Source organism: Rhodoferax saidenbachensis (assembly GCF_001955715.1).
Taxonomy (GTDB): Bacteria; Pseudomonadota; Gammaproteobacteria; order Burkholderiales; family Burkholderiaceae_C; genus Allorhodoferax; species Allorhodoferax saidenbachensis.
The window spans coordinates 4048846-4066936 of sequence record NZ_CP019239.1; the positions used below are offsets into that span (position 1 = coordinate 4048846).

Genomic DNA, 18091 nt, shown 5'->3' on the forward strand with positions numbered 1-18091 from the left:
CAGTAGACCGCATCGAGCGACCCAAGTTCCGACGAATCGCTTGCGCTGGATCAAGAACCGGTTATGCCGCCTGGCGATGCTGCGCCGTGCTTGCGGCGGGATAACGCTCCGTAGCCAACACGCGCCGGGCGTTGAGACTGCGGATGGGAATGCTGGCGTCCTGCGGAATTCCGCCCGAGAGCTGCAGCGCCATGTAACGCCCGCAGCACACACGCAGAAACGACGCGAAGTTGTCCACCGCGCCGCGCTCCTCCACCAGCTCGTCGTAGAGCTTGGTGCACAGCTGCGGCACACCCATGCCGTCACGTGCGGCAATTTCGTCGAGCACCTGCCAGAACAGGTTTTCCAGCTTGATGCTGGTGGCCACACCATGCAGCCGCACCGAGCGGGCACGGCTCTCGTAAAGCGTGGGGTCGGCGCTGATAAACACTTGGCACATGGCAACTCCCGGTAGCACTGCCCACCAATATGGCGGGCAGCGCAGGCTGCGTCAATGGGAGATACGCGTGCCCAGCACGGTCAGGAACTGCGCAATCCACGCCGGATGCGCAGGCCAGGCGGGGGCGCTGACCAAGTTGCCATCGGTGTAGGCGGCGTCGATCGCGATGTCGGCGTAGGTGCCACCGGCGACTTCGACCTCGACCCGGCAGGCCGGGTAGGCCGAGCAGGTTCGGCCCTTGAGCACACCGGCACCGGCCAGCAGCTGCGCGCCATGGCACACCGCGGCCACAGGCTTGTTTTCTGCAAAGAAGTGCTTCACCGCAGCCACCACAGCGGGGTAGGTGCGCAGGTACTCGGGGCCGCGGCCACCGGGAATCACCAGCGCGTCGTAGGTCTCGGGCTTCACGTCGGCAAAGGTCGCGTTCAGCGTGAAGTTGTGGCCGGGCTTTTCGCTGTAGGTCTGTGCGCCCTCGAAGTCGTGGATGGCCGTTTTGATGTGGTCGCCCGCCTTCTTGTCGGGGCACACGGCATGCACCGTGTGGCCCACCGCCAGCAGCGCCTGGAAGGGCACCATGGTTTCGTAGTCTTCGCAGTAGTCACCGCAAATCATCAGGATTTTCTTACCCGCCATGTCAGTCTCCTCGTTGTAGATAGGGAAACCGATTGTTGGGCACCACGCGCAGCGTGTGGTGGTATCGGGTTGTTACACCCGGCACGGCTGGATCGCTACCAAAATGATAGCCGCTTGCGCAATACCGACGGGGGCTAGAGCCCCAAAACGTTCCGAATCAGGTGGTCAGGCGCGTGAGCGCTTCCTGGTACTTGGCTGCCGTCTTGGCGATCACTTCGTTGGGCACGCGCGGTGCCGGCGGGGTCTTGTTCCAGGGCTTGCCATCCACCAATGCCTGTTCCAGCCAATCGCGCACAAACTGTTTGTCGTAGCTGGGCGGGTTGGTACCCACCTGGTAACTTTCCTGGGGCCAGTAGCGTGAGGAGTCAGGCGTCAGCACTTCGTCCATCAGCACCAGTGTGCCGTCCTTGTCCAGGCCAAACTCGAACTTGGTGTCGGCAATGATGATGCCCTTAGTCAGCGCGAACTCGGCCGCCGTCTTGTAGATCTGGATGCTGATGTCACGGATGCGCGTGGCGAGGTCCAAGCCAATCATTTCCACGGTTTTCTCAAATGTGATGTTCTCGTCGTGGTCGCCCACGGCCGCCTTGGCAGCGGGCGTGTAGATAGGCTCAGGCAGCTTGGAGGCATTTTGCAAACCGGCAGGCAGCTTCACGCCACACACGGCGCCGTTCTCCTGGTATTCCTTCCAGCCACTGCCGGCCAGGTAGCCACGCACCACCGCTTCCACGGGAATCGGCTTGAGGCGCTTGACCAGCATGGAGCGGCCCTCGATCTGCGGTACTTCCTCGGGCGCCACCACGCTCTCGGGTGCATCGCCGGTCAGGTGGTTGGGACAAATGTCGGCGCCATTCTTACCGAGCTTGTCGAACCAGAACAAGGCCATCTGCGTGAGCAACACGCCTTTGCCGGGAATGGGCTCGCCCATGATCACATCAAACGCACTCAGGCGGTCGCTGGCGACCATAAGGATGCGGTCGTCGCCCACCGCGTAGTTGTCACGCACCTTGCCGCGGGCCAGCAGGGTCAGGGAGCCAAGGGTGGAAGTGTGCAGGGAAGTGGTCATGGCAGTCGAAAAGTAAAAAGGCCCGCCGGCGCACTCAAGGGCGTGGCGAGCCTGCGATTATCGCAAGGTCGGTGGTAACTGGATTACTGCACGACCTGTGCCAGTTCGCCCTTGGCGTACTTGGCGGCAACCACCGTGAGGCTGTCGCCCTTGATCTTGCCGGCCTGGCCTTCGCAGCCAAACTCGATGTAGCGCTGCTTGCACAGCGCCTGGGCCGCCGCACGCGCAGGTTTGAGCCATTCGCGGGCATCGAACTTGTCGGGGTTCTCGGCCAGAAACTTGCGCGCCGCAGCGGTCATGGCCAGGCGAATGTCGGTGTCGATGTTGATCTTGCGCACGCCGAACTGGATGGCTTTCTGGATTTCTTCCACGGGCACGCCGTAGGTTTCCTTCATCTGGCCACCGTACTGGTTGATGATGGCCAGCAGATCTTGGGGAACGCTGGAGGAACCATGCATCACCAGGTGGGTGTTGGGCAAGCGGCGGTTGATTTCCTTGATGCGCTCAATGGCCAGAATGTCACCTGTGGGCTTGCGCGTGAACTTGTACGCGCCGTGGCTGGTGCCGATGGCAATAGCCAGTGCATCGAGCTGCGTGCGCTTTACAAAATCGGCGGCCTGCTCAGGATCGGTCAGCAACTGGTCCATGGTCATCACGGAGTCCGTGCCGTGGCCGTCTTCCTTGTCACCCTGCATGGTTTCCAGGGAACCCAGGCAGCCCAGTTCGCCTTCGACGGTGACGCCCAGTTTGTGGGCCATGTCAACCACCTTGCGGGTCACGTCGACGTTGTAGTCGTAGCTGGCGATGGTCTTGCCATCGGCTTCCAGGCTGCCGTCCATCATGACCGAGCTGAAGCCCAGATTCATGGCGCCCTGACAAACATCGGGGCTCTGGCCGTGGTCCTGGTGCATGACCAGCGGGATCTGCGGGTAAGTCTCAATGGCCGCCGCAATCAGGTGTTTGATGAAGGCCTCACCCGCGTACTTGCGGGCGCCGGCGCTGGCCTGCAGGATCACGGGGGCGCCGACTTCTTTGGCCGCCTCCATGACCGCCTGGACCTGCTCCAGATTGTTGACGTTGAAAGCTGGAATGCCGTAGCCATTGACCGCTGCATGGTCCAACAGCTCGCGCATTGAAACGAGTGCCATAGTGAATCCCCAGGAAGTTGAAAACCGGTGGCGTACCGCGTGTAACCACTTGGTAACTTTTGCCCTGACGTGATTTTAACCGCCTAGGGAAAACCCGAAATTGCCACCTAGTGTGCGCCTCGGACCCTCACCAGCAACGTGCGCCACCCGGGAATTCAGCCGACTTGGCAAATTTTGAGCATGTTCGTGCCACCGGGTGCACCCATAGGCTCGCCGCAGGTGATGGCGTAAACATCCCCGCTTTGCACGATTTGGCGTTTCTTCAAATGGTTTTCTGCATCCATCAGCGCGGTGTCCCGGTCCGCGCTGGTGTCCATCAGCAGGGGGCGCACATTGCGGTACAGCGTCATCTTGCGCTGGGTCGCGACCTTGGGGGTCAGCGCATAAATAGGCACATGGATCAGGTGGCGACTCATCCACAGCGCGGTGGAGCCGCTGTCGGTCATCGCCACGATGGCCTTGGCGCCGAGGTGGTAGGCCGTGAACAGGGCGCCCATGGCAATCGACTGGTCGATGCGGTGGAAAGTCTTGCCGGTGAAGTCGGCATCCAACTTAACGTGTTCACCGCCTTCGGCGGCCAGGCAGATCTGGGCCATTTCGATCACGGTTTCCAGGGGGTATTTGCCTGCTGCCGTCTCGGCCGACAGCATCACCGCATCGGTACCATCCAGCACGGCATTGGCCACGTCGCTGACCTCGGCACGCGTGGGCACCGGGTTGGTAATCATGGACTCCATCATCTGGGTCGCCGTGATCACTACTTTGTCGTGTTCACGTGCCAGCTTGATCATGCGTTTTTGTAGCGCTGGTACAGCGGCGTTGCCAACTTCGACAGCCAAGTCACCGCGCGCGACCATGATGCCGTCACTGGCCAGCAGGATTTCTTCCAGGCGGGGAATGGCTTCGGCCCGTTCAATCTTGGCGATCAGGCCGGGGCGGTGGCTGCCGTATTCGGCGGCCGCCACATTGCACAGCTGGCGCGCCATTTCCATATCAGTCGCGTTCTTGGGAAAACTCACGGCCACGTAGTCGGCCTGGAAACTCATGGCCGTACGGATGTCGTCCATGTCCTTGGCGGTGAGCGCAGGCGCGGTCAAACCGCCGCCCTGTTTGTTGATGCCCTTGTTATTGGACAACTCGCCACCCAGCTTCACCGTGGTGTGAACCTGCTCGCCCTTGACGGCATCCACCGTGATGACGATGAGACCATCGTTGAGCAGCAGCACGTCACCGGCCTTCACTTCGCGTGGCAGCGCCTTGTAATCCAGCCCGACGGCATCAATGTCGCCCAGCTCCACGCGTGCGGCATCCAGTACAAATTTCTGTCCAGGCTCCAGAAAAATCTTGCCTTCGGCAAACTTGCCAACCCGGATCTTGGGGCCCTGCAGGTCGGCCATGATGGCGACTTCGCGCCCGGCACGTTGGGCCGCAGCCCGCACCAAGGTGGCGCGGTCAATATGGTCTTGCGCCTTGCCGTGGCTGAAGTTCAGACGCACGACGTTGACGCCCGCACGAATCATTTGTTCCAGCAGGGCCGGGGCGCTGGATGCAGGTCCCAGTGTGGCAACAATTTTGGTGGCGCGACGTGGCATGAAGGTGTCTCCTCTTGGTTTGAGCGCCATTCTCACACGGAACCCCCTGCAACACGGTTACAGAGCAGCGTCAAGTTCACACGTTCCCGCAGCTCCCTGTGCGAAAAGTCTGCTTGACACAGGCTTTGCGCACAGTGTGCAATGCAACGCCATGCAGGCACTCTGTGCAGGAGCACCCGATACCACCCAACCAGCCACAACCATGCCAAAGAAAGTGAATGCGGCGCACTCCCGATCCGGCCCGGCGCCCACCGCGCTGGCAGCATTGCTGCTGGTCGTGGGCCTGGTCCTCACCGGACTCGCGGTGCAGAAACGCAGCGCCAGCCTGCGGGAGGAGTCATTGCGCAACTTCAGCCTGCAACTGGAACGTCTGGACGCCTCGGTACGCGCCCAGTTTGGCCAACCGCTGCTGGGTCTGCAGGGGCTCAAGGCCCTGCTGGCGGCCAACGGCCAGTTGGAGGGCAAGGCCTTTCGCGCCTGGGTCACGGCCCACAACCTGTCGGAGGACTACCCCGGTGCACGTGGCTTTGGCTTCATGGAACGGGTCCCGCGCAACCAGCGGGACCGTTATGTCACCACGCAGCGCAAGAACCAGTCTTCGACCTTCAGCATCTGGAGCCAGGGCGATACCTCTGATCTGTATGTCGTGAAATACATTGAGCCTTTGGAGCGCAATATGCCGCTGTGGGGCTGGGATGCCAGCAGCGACACCACACTGCGGGAGGCTATTGAGCGGGTTACGCTGACGGGAGAACCCGCACTGACGCGCCCCCAAACGGTGGACGGGGAAAAACCGTGGGAAGGTGACTACCTGTATCTGGCGCCCCTGTTCAAACACGGCGCACCCGCACACACCGTCGCGGAACGGCAGGCCGCCTTTCTCGGCGTGGTCTTTGCCCCTATCGTGCTGGAAGAGCTGCTGCTACCCACCTTGTTCATCACCGACGGCGTGGCAGACTTCGAATTACTGGATGCGCCGCAACAGGGCCAATCTACGCTGACGTTCTCTTCGCACAACGCCGTGTATGGGGATACCAGCAACCGGACACCCACCGATTTTTCAGACCGCGAATTTCACAACAGCAAGACCCTGGTCATCGGGGGACGGCGGCTGATTCTGGAGGGCGCCAGCAATAGTACGTTCGAATCCGGCATGGACCGGCGCACGCCCGCCATCATCGGCATTGTGGGCACCTTGCTCAGTGCCCTGCTATCCCTCATCTTCTGGATGGCACTGGTCGGGCGGGCCCGGGCGCAAGCACTCGCCGAATCCATGACGCGGGACCTGGCCCGGCTGGCCCACGTGGTACGCAGCACGTCCCATGTGGTGATGGTGTTTGACCTGCAACGCAATATCGTCTGGGTCAACGAGGCGTTTACTCGGGTCAGCGGCATCGCTGCTGCCGATGCCCTGGGCAGGAGCTTTGACAGCCTGTTTGGCATGGAGCACAACCCGCCGGAATTTCTCACACAATCGCGCGCGGCCCAGGAGCGCGGAGAAAACCTGCGCATGCAAGTGCCCTGGAAATTGGCTAATGGGGAAACACTGTGGTTCGACGTGGACTTCCAGGCCGAGTTCGACGTGGACCAACGGGTCTGCGGCTATGTGGCGGTCGCTGCCAATATCACCTCGCAGCAGCGCGCCAGCGAACAGCTCGCCAATGCGCTTCGCGAAAACCAGGCACTGATGGAAGCCCTGGACCAGCATTCCATTGTCTCGATAGCCGACCACCGCGGCACCATCACTTACGTCAATGACATGTTCTGCCGGATCAGTGGCTACAGCCGCGAAGAGCTCATGGGTGGCAACCACCGCTTGGTCAAATCACGCCAGCAACCAGATGCATTCTGGGAGCAGATGTGGAAGACGATTGCATCGGGCTACACCTGGCGCGCAACCGTGTGCAACCAGGCCAAGGATGGCCGCCTGTATTGGGTGGACACCGTGATTGCACCGTTTTTTGACGATGCGGGCAATATCGAAAAATACGTATCCATACGCTCCGACGTGACGCCCGCTCACAAGGCACAGGCTGATCTGGCCAATGAACGCACCCACCTGATCGCCATTCTGGAAGGCACAAGCGCTGGCACCTGGGAGTGGGAGGTTCCCTCCAACCGCATCCTGGTCAACGCGCGTCTGGTCGAGATGCTGGGTTACACGCTGGAGGAGCTAGGCCCGCTCAGCATGGACACCTGGATGCAATTCTGCCATCCGGACGATGTGGCCCACACACGCGCCACCCTGGCCCAGCACATCCACGGACAACTGGAGAGTTTTGAAAGCGAGGTGCGCATGCGCCACCGCGACGGGCGCTGGATCTGGATCCAGATCCGCGGCAAGGTCAGTACCCGCACGGCCTCAGGCAAACCGCATTGGGTGTCTGGTATCCATCTGGATGTGTCGCGCCAGAAGCAGCTGCAGGCGGACTTGCATAAAAGCAACCGCATGATGCAGAGCATTCTGGACAATATTCCGATGGCCCTGAGTGTGTTTGACGGCGATCTGAACCTCGCCGCCAGCAATGCCGAGTTTGCGCGCTTGCTGGATTTCCCCGACTGGCTTTTCGCGGGGCCGGTCACCACCTTTGAAAGCATCATTCGTTACAACGCATCGCGTGGTGAATACGGCACAGGTGATCTGGAGCATGCCATCCAGGCGGTTGTGGAACGCGCACGCCACACCGAAAAACACCAATTCGAACGCATACGTCCCAACGGTCTGGCCCTCGAAGTGCGGGGCGCTCCCATGCCGGATGGCGGTTTTGTCACCACCTATGCCGACATTTCCGAACGCAAGCGAAGTGAGGCTGAAGTCGCGCGCACCACCGCCATGCTGCAGTCGGTACTCGATTCCGCTTCCGAGGTATCGGTGATTGCTGTGAACATGGAGGGCGTAATCACCCTGTTTAACAAGGGGGCTGAGCGCCTGCTGGGCTACAGCGCTGAGGAAGTTATCAACAAACAGCGTCCCGAAATATTCTTCGACCCCGCAGAATTGCAGGCCCGCAACGCCGCCTTGGCCCTGCAATTGGGCAGCCCCCTACAGGGCATGCAGGCGCTGATCGACGACAGTACGCTGGGCAAGCGCATGGAGTGGACCTATATCCGCAAGGACGGCCACCGCTTCAGTGTGGGGCTGGTCGTTACAGCGATGCTGGATGCTTGGGGCCAGCGCATCGGTTATCTGGGCGTGAGTTTCAATATCACCAAGGAGAAGAACGCCCAGTTGGTATTGCGCGCTGCCATGGAAACAGCCGAGCAGGCCGCCATGGCCAAAGGCCAGTTCCTGGCCAACATGAGCCATGAGATCCGCACGCCCATGAATGCGATTTTGGGCATGCTCAAGCTTCTCTACAGCACACCACTGGATATCCGACAGAAGGACTACGTCTCCAAAACCGAACGGGCCGCACGCTCGTTGATGGAGCTGCTCAACGACATCCTGGACTTCTCCAAGGTCGAGGCCGGCAAGATGCAGCTTGATCCGCAGCCCTTTGTGCTGGACGACCTGATGCGGGACCTGTCCGTGATTCTCTCTGCCAATGCCGGTGGCAAAGACATCGAGGTGCTGTACGACCTGGACCCGGCACTGCCCGCGACCCTGGTGGGCGACTCCATGCGGCTACAGCAGGTGCTGACCAACCTGGGCGGCAATGCCATCAAGTTCACAGAACACGGAGAGGTGGTGGTGTCGGTGACGCTGGAGTCCTTGCAGGACGGCCAGGCCCGTCTGTGCTTCACCGTGCGCGACAGCGGTATCGGCATTGCGCCCGACAAGCAAAAACTGATTTTCACCGGCTTTTCACAGGCCGAGGCGTCGACCACGCGCCGTTTTGGTGGCACGGGCCTGGGTCTGTCCATCTGCAAACGCTTGGTAGAAATGATGGGGGGGGAACTGCGCGTGCGCAGCGCGCTCGGCGAAGGCAGCAGTTTCCATTTCAGTATTAACCTGCCCATCGACAGCGCGCCATCGGATGCCATGTTGGCACCTGATCCCCCCCCTTCACCCGCCATGGCCGTGCTGCTGGTGGACAACAACGCCACAGCGCGCGAAACCATTGCCCGCACGGCACAAGCCCTGCACTGGGTGGTGGACACCGCCGGCAGCGGAGCCGAAGCCCTGCAACGCATCCAGACGCGCACAACACAGGGGCAGACAGGGTATTCGGCCATTTTGGTGGATTGGGACATGGCGGAGATGGGTGGCGAGGAAACCGCACAAAGAATCCGCGACCAATGCCCCACACCACCACCCATCGTGTTTCTGGTGACTGCACATGCCCAGGAAATACTGGCTGAAAACAGGGGCAACAACCAGGTGGGCCTGGACAACGTTTTGGTCAAACCATTTACAACATCCATGCTGCGCGAAGCATTCCACGATGCCTGCGAACGGCTGACCCACCCCAGCGGCACGTGGGGGAAAAAATCAGCAACCCGGCCCCAGAGCCTGCTGGGCATGCGCCTGCTGGTGGTGGAGGACAACCAGATCAACCAGCAGGTTGCCAAAGAGCTGCTGCGCGCCGAGGGAGCCATCATTACGCTGGCGGGCAATGGCCAACTGGGCGTGGATGCGGTGGCACAGGCCAAGCCGCCATTTGACGCGGTGCTGATGGATATCCAGATGCCCGTGATGGATGGCTACACCGCCACCGTTGCTATCCGCAAAACGCTGGGACTGCAGGACCTGCCCATCATCGCCATGACCGCCAACGCCACCCGCGCGGACCGCGAAGCCTGCTTGGCCGCAGGCATGAACGACCATATCGGCAAGCCCTTTGACCTGCCCAAACTCATTGCCGTGCTGCAACGCCATACCGGGCACATCACACCGGCAAGCAGCCCGGCCGATACCACGCAAGCCGTGGAGCCAGCACCCGCAGACCCAGGAGACACCACCTATGACGTAGCGGGCGCTATCGCTCGGCTGGACGGCAACACCGCGCTCTACCGTCACATCCTGCACACTTTTTTACAGGATGTTGCCCGCGTGCCCGACCAATTGGACGACTTGCTGCAACGCGACGCCTACGTGGATGCCACCCGCGCAGTGCATACCACCAAGGGCCTGGCCCTCACGGTCGGTGCATTGCCCCTGGCGGCCGCATGCCGCGGCGCGGAGCAGGCTATCAAAACCTCCGCAAAGACACTGCCTCGGTGGCAGGCTGAAGTGCGCAATGCGGTGGCCGACGCTCTGGAGACCCTGCAGCGCGTCCACGCCGACATGGCCTCCACAACCGAACCTCCATGGCCCGCATCGAATGCCGTGCTGGACCGCGCTGCGTTGGTGCACAGCCTGCGGGCATTGCAAGATTTGCTGCGCCAATCGGACCTGCAGGCCCTGGACGCCATGGCGGCACTGATGCTGGCGCAGGATGGCGCAACACAAAGAACACTGGCCCCCCTGCAGTCCAGCGTAGCTGCTTTGGACTTTGCGCAAGCCGTGGTTCAATGCGATGCCCTGCTGGCACAGTTCAGCCCGGAAACACACCATGACGGACTCTGAAACCTCAGTCAGCGCATTGCTCGACAGCACCCACGGCAAGCCCAAGCTGCTGGTGGTCGACGACCAACCCATCAACGTCCAGGTGATGTACCAGGCGTTTGCCGGTGATTACCAGGTCTTCATGGCGACCAGCGGCGAGCAGGCCCTGGCCATCTGCGAAAGTAATCCGCCTGATCTGGTGCTGCTGGACGTGGTGATGCCGGGCATGGACGGGTTTGCCGTGTGCGAAAAACTCAAATCCACAGATGCCACCCGCCACATCCCGGTGATCTTTGTGACCGCCCACAACGACCCAGCACAGGAAACCCATGGCTTGAGCCTGGGTGCGGTCGACTTCATTGCAAAACCTGTCAACCCCGCCGTCGTGCGTGCACGTGTCAAGACGCATCTGACACTGAAATTCCAGTCCGACCTGCTGCGCCGATTGGTGTTTCTGGATGGTTTGACGGGCGTTTTCAACCGCCGCTATTTCGACCAGCAATTCCCCATTGAGTGGGCACGCTCCATGCGCAATGGATCACCGCTCTCGCTGCTCCTCGTGGACGTGGATTTCTTCAAACGCTACAACGACCGCTATGGCCACCAGGCGGGCGATGATGCCCTGCGCCTGGTCGGTGCCACCCTCAAATCCGGCCTGCGCCGACCGGCGGACATGGTGGCACGTTATGGCGGAGAAGAGTTCGCGTGCATCCTGCCCGACACGGCGTTTGAAGACGCGCTACTGATCGCGCAAGACCTGGAGCACCAGGTCCGTCAGAAGAAGATTCCACACGACCAGTCCAGCGTCGGCCCGGTGATGACCATCAGCCTGGGTCTGGCTACCCGTATTGCGGACGCTCCCGGCGATGGCCCCGCGCTGATCGGACTGGCAGACGCACTGTTGTACCGCGCCAAGAACACCGGGCGTGGCCGCGCTGTCGGGGCCGTGCTGGGGTCCCCTGACGCGCAGCTGGCTTCTTAAGCTAAGCGCGGCGCTGAAGTATTTCGAAGGCGGGCAGGGTCTTGCCTTCCAGCACTTCAAGGAAAGCGCCGCCGCCGGTGCTGATGTAGCCCACCTTGTCTTCAATGCCGTACTTGGCAATCGCGGCCAAGGTGTCGCCACCACCGGCAATGCTGAAGGCGCTGGACTCGGCAATCGCCTGCGCAATCACCTTGGTGCCATTCTCGAACGCGGCGAATTCAAACACGCCGACGGGGCCGTTCCAGACGATGGTGCCGGCCTTCTTCAGTTGGTCGGCCAGGGCCTGCGCGGTTTGTGGGCCAATGTCCAGAATCAGGTCATCGTCGGCCACATCGGTAGCAGCCTTGATGGTGGCGGGTGCGTCCGCGGCAAAGGTTTTGGCGGTCACCACATCGGTAGGAATGGGCACGGCAGCGCCACGTGCCTTCATGGCTTCGATCACGGCCTTGGCCTGGTCCAGCAAATCGGGTTCGGCCAGGCTCTTGCCGATCTTCAGGCCGGCGGCCAGCATGAAGGTGTTGGCAATGCCCCCGCCCACGATGAGCTGGTCCACGTTCTCAGCCAGACTCTTCAGAATAGTGAGCTTGGTCGACACCTTGGAGCCGGCGACGATGGCCACCAGCGGGCGTTTGGGCGCCAGCAGTGCCTTGCTGATCGCGTCCATTTCGGCGGCCAAGAGCGGGCCGGCGCAGGCGATGGGTGCGAACTGGGCGATGCCGTAAGTGGAAGCTTCAGCGCGGTGGGCCGTACCAAACGCGTCGTGCACAAAGATGTCGCACAGCGCAGCCATTTTTTGAGCCAGCGCTTCGTCGTTCTTTTTCTCGCCCTTGTTGACGCGGCAGTTTTCCAGCATCACCAGTTGGCCCGGTTTCACATCCACGCCGTCGGTCCAGTTGGCCAGCACGGGGATCTCGCGCCCCATCAGTTCGCCCATGCGCTTGGCGACGGGAGTCAGCGAGTCTGCTGGTTTGAATTCCCCTTCCGTAGGGCGGCCCAGGTGGCTGGTCACCATGACCGCCGCACCGGCGTCCAGCGCCATCTGGATGCAGGGCACGCTGGCGCGCACGCGGGTGTCTTCGGTGATGTTGCCCGCGTCGTCTTGCGGCACATTCAGGTCGGCACGGATAAAGACGCGCTTGCCCGCCACTTTGCCTTGGGCGCACAGATCAGAGAAACGGATCACATTCATGGAAAAACCTCGGGGAGTTTAGAAAGCAGGGGCATGCGCCAATGCGCGGCTACTGTTGCATTGTAAAAGTGCAGTGGATACGCCCAACTCAGCGGAAGAGCTATGCCTTCACCAACCCAGACCGATGTGCAAAGGCAGGTAGACCGCCATGCCTGAAGCAATGGTGCCCAGCACCGCTTGACCCGCACCACGCCGCCAGGCAAAAAATGCCAGACCGGCCACTACGGCGTAGAGACGCGCATCCTTGAACGTCTGAATAAGCGCGCCTTGCGACATCACGATCTCGGGCACGATGACGGCTGACAGCGCGGCGATCGGCGCGTACTGCAGGCCGCGCTGGGCCCAGGCGGGCAGCGACCAGTCTTTGTCGGTGATGAAGAAGAACGAGCGCGCAACGACCGTCACGCAGGCCAGCCCGAAGGTGGTGAGCAGGGTCCAAGCATCGGTGGTGCCAACAAAAAAACTGTCCGGGCTCATGCGGGGTCCTTGGGAGCGTGGTGGGGCGGGTGCGAGGTATCGGGGCGTTTGTCCAGCAGCAGACACACCGCCACAGCTACGGAAATTGCGACCAGGATGTTCAACTTGAGCGGCAACGCAAATGCCGCCACAGCCGCTGCACCTGCGACTCCGGCCGACACCCAACGCAGGCGGCTGCTGGCCAGCGAGGCCATCATGCCCACCAGCGCCAGAATGCCGGCAAAGCCCAGACCCCATGACGTGGGCACAAAGTTGGCCAGCACCACGCCCAACACGCTGCTAACGGTCCAGCTGAGCCAGTTGATGCCGCCGTTGCCAGCCAGGTAGGCCATTTGCGCGGCGCGGCCCGCGTCGTCTGTTGCCGGATGCTGAAAACTCTTGACGAAGAGTACATAGGTCAGGTCAGCCGATAGATACCCCGTGACCAGCCGCTGCCAGCGCGGCAGGTGCATCAGGTAGGGCCGCATGTGCGCGCTGAAGACCACAAAACGCAGGTTCACGCAAAAACCGGTCACCAGAATCACCCACATGGGCGCCCCGGCAATCAGCAATGGCACCGCCGCCAGCTGCGAGCTACCGGCAAACACGGTGAGCGCCATGAACAGCGCCTCAAAGGTGCTCATGCCCGACTTGACCATGGCCACGCCCGTCATCAGGCCCCAGGCCGCAATGCCGGGCGACACGCTCAGCATGTCCTGGAAACCCCGGCGGAACTCGGGGTGGGTGTAGTTGCTGCGTAGGAAGAACATCAGGAGACCTCAGGCGCAGCAGGCAGCTCAAAACGCTGACCCACTTGCAAAGGACAGCCGCGCAGAAACTCGGCAGCAGGCAGGCGCTTGCCACCGGGACGCTGCAGCTCGGTCAAAATTACTACGGAATTCATAGATGCTACCGCAATGCCTTCGGGGGCTAGCGCCGTTATTTCCCCACAATACTTAGGAGGAGTAACTATGCGCATATCGTCGCCAGCACGTTCACCCCAAATGCGTATGGCCTTGCCGCTGATGACTGATATGCCCCATCCCGGCGTGAGCACATGAGCACCCCAGACCTTGATGACCTCGCCATTCAGCACGGTGCTTGCGCCCGGAAAGGGGTTGAAGGCGCGCACGCGGCGCACGATGGCGGCGGCGTCCAGGCGCCAGTCGATAGGCGCCTCATGCTTCTCGATCTTGTGGGCGTAGGTCACGCCCTCTTCAGGCTGCTTCACGGGCCGCAAAGTACCCTGTGCCGCCAGGTCCAGCGCCTGGACCACCAGCGTAGCCCCCAGATCAGCCACCTTGTCGTGCAGCGTGGCCGTGGTGTCCGTGTCTGCAATCGGGAGGCTTTGTTTGAGCAGCATGTCACCCGTGTCCAGCCCCACATCCATCTGCATGATGGTGACGCCTGTCTCGGCATCGCCCACTTCAATCGCGCGGTGTATGGGTGCGGCGCCGCGCCAGCGCGGTAACAAAGAACCGTGGATATTCAGGCAACCAAATTTGCCACCAATGGCCATATCGTCGAGCACCCATTGCGGCAGGATCAATCCGTACGCAGCCACCACCATCACATCGGCCTGCGCGTCGGCAATCGCCTGGCGCGCCGCAGCGGCGTCTTCGGGATATTTGCCGTCCAGGCGCAAGCTGCGCGGCTGGGCCACGGGAATCGCGTGTTCCAGCGCAAACTGCTTGACAGCAGAGGCCTGCAACTTCATACCGCGCCCGGCCGGGCGGTCCGGCTGGCTCAGCACCAGAGCGATGGTGTGGCCCGCTGCATGCAGGCGCTCCAGCGCCACGCGGGCAAACTCTGGCGTACCTGCAAAGATGACACGTAGGGGCCGTACTGCCCGAATGCCTTGAGCCACTTAGCGCGCGTCCTCGCGCTGGGCCTTGATCATCTTGGTCTTGATGCGGTTGCGTTTGAGCGGCGAGAGGTATTCCACAAACACCTTGCCCAGCAAATGGTCCATCTCGTGCTGGACGCACACGGCCAGCAACTGGTCTGTAGCCTCAATCACGCGGCTGTTGCCTTTTTCGTCCAGCGCCTTCACATGCACTGCGTCAAAGCGGGTCACGCCGTCGTAGATGCCGGGCACCGACAGACAGCCTTCTTCGTTCAGGTGGGTGGTGGGGCTGGTCCAGACCAGTTCCGGGTTGATCAGCACCAGGGGCTGGTCGCGCTCTTCCGACACGTCAATGACGATCAGGCGCTCGTGCACGTCGATCTGCGTGGCGGCCAGGCCGATGCCTTTGGCGTCATACATGGTTTCCAGCATGTCGGCGGCGAGTTGCTGGATGCGTGCATCGACCGCCGCCACCGGTTTGGCAACCTTGTGCAGCCGGGGGTCGGGATAACAAAGAATAGGAAGTAAGGCCATGAAAAATCGTCGGTTGGAGACCGGGCGGGTACGCCAGCGGCCATTGCCGTGTGTGCGTCCAAGTTTCGGGATGTCGCTATTTTCGCCACTTTTCGGCAGGCACGCAGCGGTTCTGGGCCAAATACGTTGCCGAATCAAGGGCTTGAGCGCAAAATCGCGCGTAAATTATCAAGTTATTCCTTCGGACCACAGCACGATATGACGACACACCTGATGGCGAAATCCAAAGTGGCGCTGGCTGCGCTGGCGGCACTGACCAGTGCTTTGGCGACAAGTCCCTCCTGGGCACAGAGCTTCCCCGTTACAGCAGCCCAAAAGGCCACGGCCAACGAAGTCGCCCAAAAAGGCATTCCACTGAGCGAGCTTGCCGCCAACGCGCCGGACAGCTACACCATCAAAAGCGGTGACACCCTGTGGGCCATCTCCTCCATGTACCTCAAGAGCCCGTGGCGCTGGCCCGAGCTGTGGGGCATGAACCTCAATGACATCAAGAACCCGCACCGCATTTACCCCGGCCAGCGCTTGGTGCTGGAGCGCAAGAATGGACTGGCCTCGCTGCGTGTTGTAGGTGGCAGCAGTGCGGATGGTGATGGCATCGAAACCGTGCGGGTGTCTCCCCGTACCCGCTACGAGTCCCTGGCCGACGCCGCCCTGCCCACACTGCGCGCCAGCGTGATTGAGCCCTTCCTGGCCGAACCCATCATCGTGGACGAGGCCGAGTTCAAGGCCGCGCCCCGCATCGTGTCCGCCCAGGAAGGCCGCGTGCTGCTGACGCGTGGCGACCGCGCCTACGCCCGTGGCACCGAGGGCACACCCCTGCTCGACGACCAGCAACGCGAAAAGCAGTTCCGCGTGTTCCGCACCGCAACGCCACTTAAAGACCCGGCAACCGGCGAAGTGCTGGGCTTTGAAGCCATTTACGCTGGTAAAGCAAGCCTGGTGCGCGGCGAAAGCACCACCGAAATAGCAGATGCCGATGGCAAACAGGTCACCACCATCGTGCCGGCCACCATCGACATCATTGCGGCCAAAGAAGAAATGCGGGTGGGCGACCGCCTGCTGCCTGAGCCACCGCGCCAGTTGCAGACCTATACCCCGCACGCAACGGACAGTGCCGCCACGGGCCGCATCGTATCGGTCTACGGCAGTGCCGTGGTCAACGCTGCGCAAAACCAGGTCGTGGTCATCAACCGCGGTACCCGGGACGGCATGGAGGCTGGCCACGTCATGGTGATCCTGAAAGATGGCGCGCGCGTGGTCGACAAAGAAGACGCCAAGAAGCCGCTGATGAAACTGCCGGACGAGCGCAACGGCCTGCTGATGGTGTTCCGTACGTTTGAAAAACTGTCCTACGCCCTGATTCTGGAAATCAACGACGGCGTGCGGGTTGGCGACCGCCTGGTCGCACCACGCTAAACCCTGAACAGCGCGGCCCAGCCTGCCGACCGCGATGGAGCGCGAAGAACTCTCCGCTTGGTTGCGGCTACAACTGAGTCCGGGTGTCGGCGACGCGACCGCCCGCAAACTGCTCGTCGCCTTTGGGCTGCCTGCAACCATATTCCAGCAATCCGAAGCGGCGCTTTCACAAGTCGTCAGCCAGCCCTTGGCCCAGGGGCTTCTGCGAGAACCCGCGGAACTGGCCACCCTGCTGGACACCACCTGGGCCTGGCTGCAAGCCAAGCCACAGGAGCATCGTGTCCTGACGCTGGGCGACCCTGCTTATCCCCAATGCCTGCTCCACATGGAAGACCCGCCCCTGCTGCTGTACGCCATGGGTGCCGCAGAGGTTTGGCAACACAATGGTCTCAACGCCGTGGCGCAACGCAGTATTGCCATCGTCGGCAGCCGCAACCCCACGCCGCAAGGAGCCGCCAATGCCCAGCAGTTTGCCCAGGCCCTGGCAGAGGCCGGACTGACCATCGTCTCCGGCATGGCGTTGGGCGTGGATGGGGCGGCCCACCAGGGCGCGCTGGACGGGGCTGCAGTTGGCACCCTGGCCACCATTGCCATCGTCGGCACCGGACTGGACCGGGTCTACCCCCGGCAGCACCGGGATCTGGCGCACCGCATCTGCCAGCAGGGCGTGATCCTCAGCGAATATCCGCTGGGTACGCCACCGCTGTCTGCCAACTTCCCCCGGCGCAACCGCATCATCTCGGGCCTGTCGCTGGGTACGCTGGTGGTGGAAGCGGCGCTGCAATCGGGTTCACTGATTACGGCGCGCCTGGCCAGCGAACAGGGCAAGGACGTATTCGCCATTCCCGGCTCCATCCACTCTACCCAGGCGCGCGGCTGCCACGCGCTGATCAAACAGGGAGCGAAGCTGGTGGAGAGCGCACAGGATGTGCTGGAAGAGTTGCAACTGGCGCCCGGAATCACTCCTGATTTGATAGCTGCTTGCGCATATCAGACGGGGGCTGAAGACGCTTTTAATACCCAAAGCAATGCGCTACTGGAGGCACTTGGTTTTGATCCGGTGGGCCTGGATGCATTGCAGGCACGCACCGGGCTCGACACCCCAACACTCCAAGCCCAACTGATGGCGCTGGAACTGCAGGGGGAGCTTTGCCGGCTGACTGGCGGCCTGTTTCAGCGCATGGCGAAGGCCTGATTCCCAATCGGCCCCTGCTCGGGTGGTAGTAACCCGAGCAGCGGCAGGCCGTGAAGGCCACATGAACGCTGGAAAAGGAGGGGAAGTCCGGCTAGGGTCGGTAACGC

General features: G+C 61.9%; 14 protein-coding genes. 4 read left to right on the forward strand and 10 right to left on the reverse strand.

Translation table 11 applies throughout. The features are described from left to right. Positions 1-61: 61 nt before the first annotated feature. The 5 genes from RS694_RS19180 to pyk form a co-directional block, all read right to left on the reverse strand. Positions 62-439 carry a ribbon-helix-helix domain-containing protein gene (locus RS694_RS19180; protein ID WP_029706694.1) on the reverse strand — a complete coding sequence of 126 codons (378 nt, stop codon included), beginning with the start codon at positions 437-439 and terminating at the stop codon, positions 62-64. Positions 440-490: 51 nt separating this feature from the next. Next, the gene (locus RS694_RS19185) at positions 491-1072 is read right to left on the reverse strand and encodes a DJ-1/PfpI family protein (protein WP_029706695.1); all 582 of its coding nucleotides are present in this window, start codon (positions 1070-1072) and stop codon (positions 491-493) included. Positions 1073-1229: 157 nt separating this feature from the next. Beyond that, positions 1230-2138 (reverse strand): phosphoribosylaminoimidazolesuccinocarboxamide synthase, encoded by a 909-nt coding sequence (locus RS694_RS19190; RefSeq protein WP_029706696.1) that lies wholly within the window; start codon positions 2136-2138, stop codon positions 1230-1232. An 83-nt stretch (positions 2139-2221) separates the two neighbouring features. Then, positions 2222-3286 carry a class II fructose-bisphosphate aldolase gene (gene fba, locus RS694_RS19195; protein ID WP_029706697.1) on the reverse strand — a complete coding sequence of 355 codons (1065 nt, stop codon included), beginning with the start codon at positions 3284-3286 and terminating at the stop codon, positions 2222-2224. A 155-nt stretch (positions 3287-3441) separates the two neighbouring features. Then, on the reverse strand, positions 3442-4878 hold the full coding sequence (pyk, locus tag RS694_RS19200; protein WP_029706698.1) for a pyruvate kinase: 1437 nt from the start codon (positions 4876-4878) through the stop codon (positions 3442-3444). A gap of 202 nt (positions 4879-5080) precedes the next feature. Between pyk and RS694_RS19205 the strand changes: the two genes are divergently transcribed. Both RS694_RS19205 and RS694_RS19210 read left to right on the forward strand, forming a co-directional pair. Continuing rightward, positions 5081-10387 carry a PAS domain S-box protein gene (locus tag RS694_RS19205; RefSeq protein ID WP_161631556.1) on the forward strand — a complete coding sequence of 1769 codons (5307 nt, stop codon included), beginning with the start codon at positions 5081-5083 and terminating at the stop codon, positions 10385-10387. Next, positions 10374-11348, forward strand: coding sequence for a diguanylate cyclase (locus RS694_RS19210; protein ID WP_029706700.1), 975 nt, complete (start codon positions 10374-10376; stop codon positions 11346-11348). The genes RS694_RS19205 and RS694_RS19210 overlap by 14 nt, the downstream gene beginning before the upstream one ends. 1 nt (position 11349) lies before the next feature. On the opposite strand, the gene RS694_RS19215 is transcribed toward RS694_RS19210, so the two are convergent. From RS694_RS19215 to def, 5 genes are all read right to left on the reverse strand, one after another. Further along, positions 11350-12537 carry a phosphoglycerate kinase gene (locus tag RS694_RS19215; RefSeq protein WP_029706701.1) on the reverse strand — a complete coding sequence of 396 codons (1188 nt, stop codon included), beginning with the start codon at positions 12535-12537 and terminating at the stop codon, positions 11350-11352. Positions 12538-12645: 108 nt separating this feature from the next. Beyond that, on the reverse strand, positions 12646-13014 hold the full coding sequence (locus RS694_RS19220) for an AzlD domain-containing protein (protein WP_029706702.1): 369 nt from the start codon (positions 13012-13014) through the stop codon (positions 12646-12648). Then, entirely contained in the window at positions 13011-13763 is a 753-nt protein-coding gene (locus RS694_RS19225; protein WP_029706703.1) for an AzlC family ABC transporter permease, read from the reverse strand. Before RS694_RS19225 ends, RS694_RS19220 begins: the two co-directional genes overlap by 4 nt. Beyond that, positions 13763-14860, reverse strand: coding sequence for a methionyl-tRNA formyltransferase (fmt, locus tag RS694_RS19230; protein WP_241463918.1), 1098 nt, complete (start codon positions 14858-14860; stop codon positions 13763-13765). The genes RS694_RS19225 and fmt overlap by 1 nt, the downstream gene beginning before the upstream one ends. Next, positions 14861-15373 carry a peptide deformylase gene (gene def, locus RS694_RS19235; RefSeq protein WP_029706707.1) on the reverse strand — a complete coding sequence of 171 codons (513 nt, stop codon included), beginning with the start codon at positions 15371-15373 and terminating at the stop codon, positions 14861-14863. It abuts the gene before it with no gap. Between the two features lie 198 nt (positions 15374-15571). Here def and RS694_RS19240 point away from each other — a divergent pair, with 198 nt between their 5' ends. Both RS694_RS19240 and dprA read left to right on the forward strand, forming a co-directional pair. Beyond that, positions 15572-16789 (forward strand): LysM peptidoglycan-binding domain-containing protein, encoded by a 1218-nt coding sequence (locus tag RS694_RS19240; RefSeq protein ID WP_051391763.1) that lies wholly within the window; start codon positions 15572-15574, stop codon positions 16787-16789. A gap of 34 nt (positions 16790-16823) precedes the next feature. After that, positions 16824-17984, forward strand: a complete 1161-nt coding sequence (gene dprA / locus RS694_RS19245; RefSeq protein WP_029706709.1) for a DNA-processing protein DprA — start codon at positions 16824-16826, stop codon at positions 17982-17984. Positions 17985-18091: the final 107 nt, after the last annotated feature.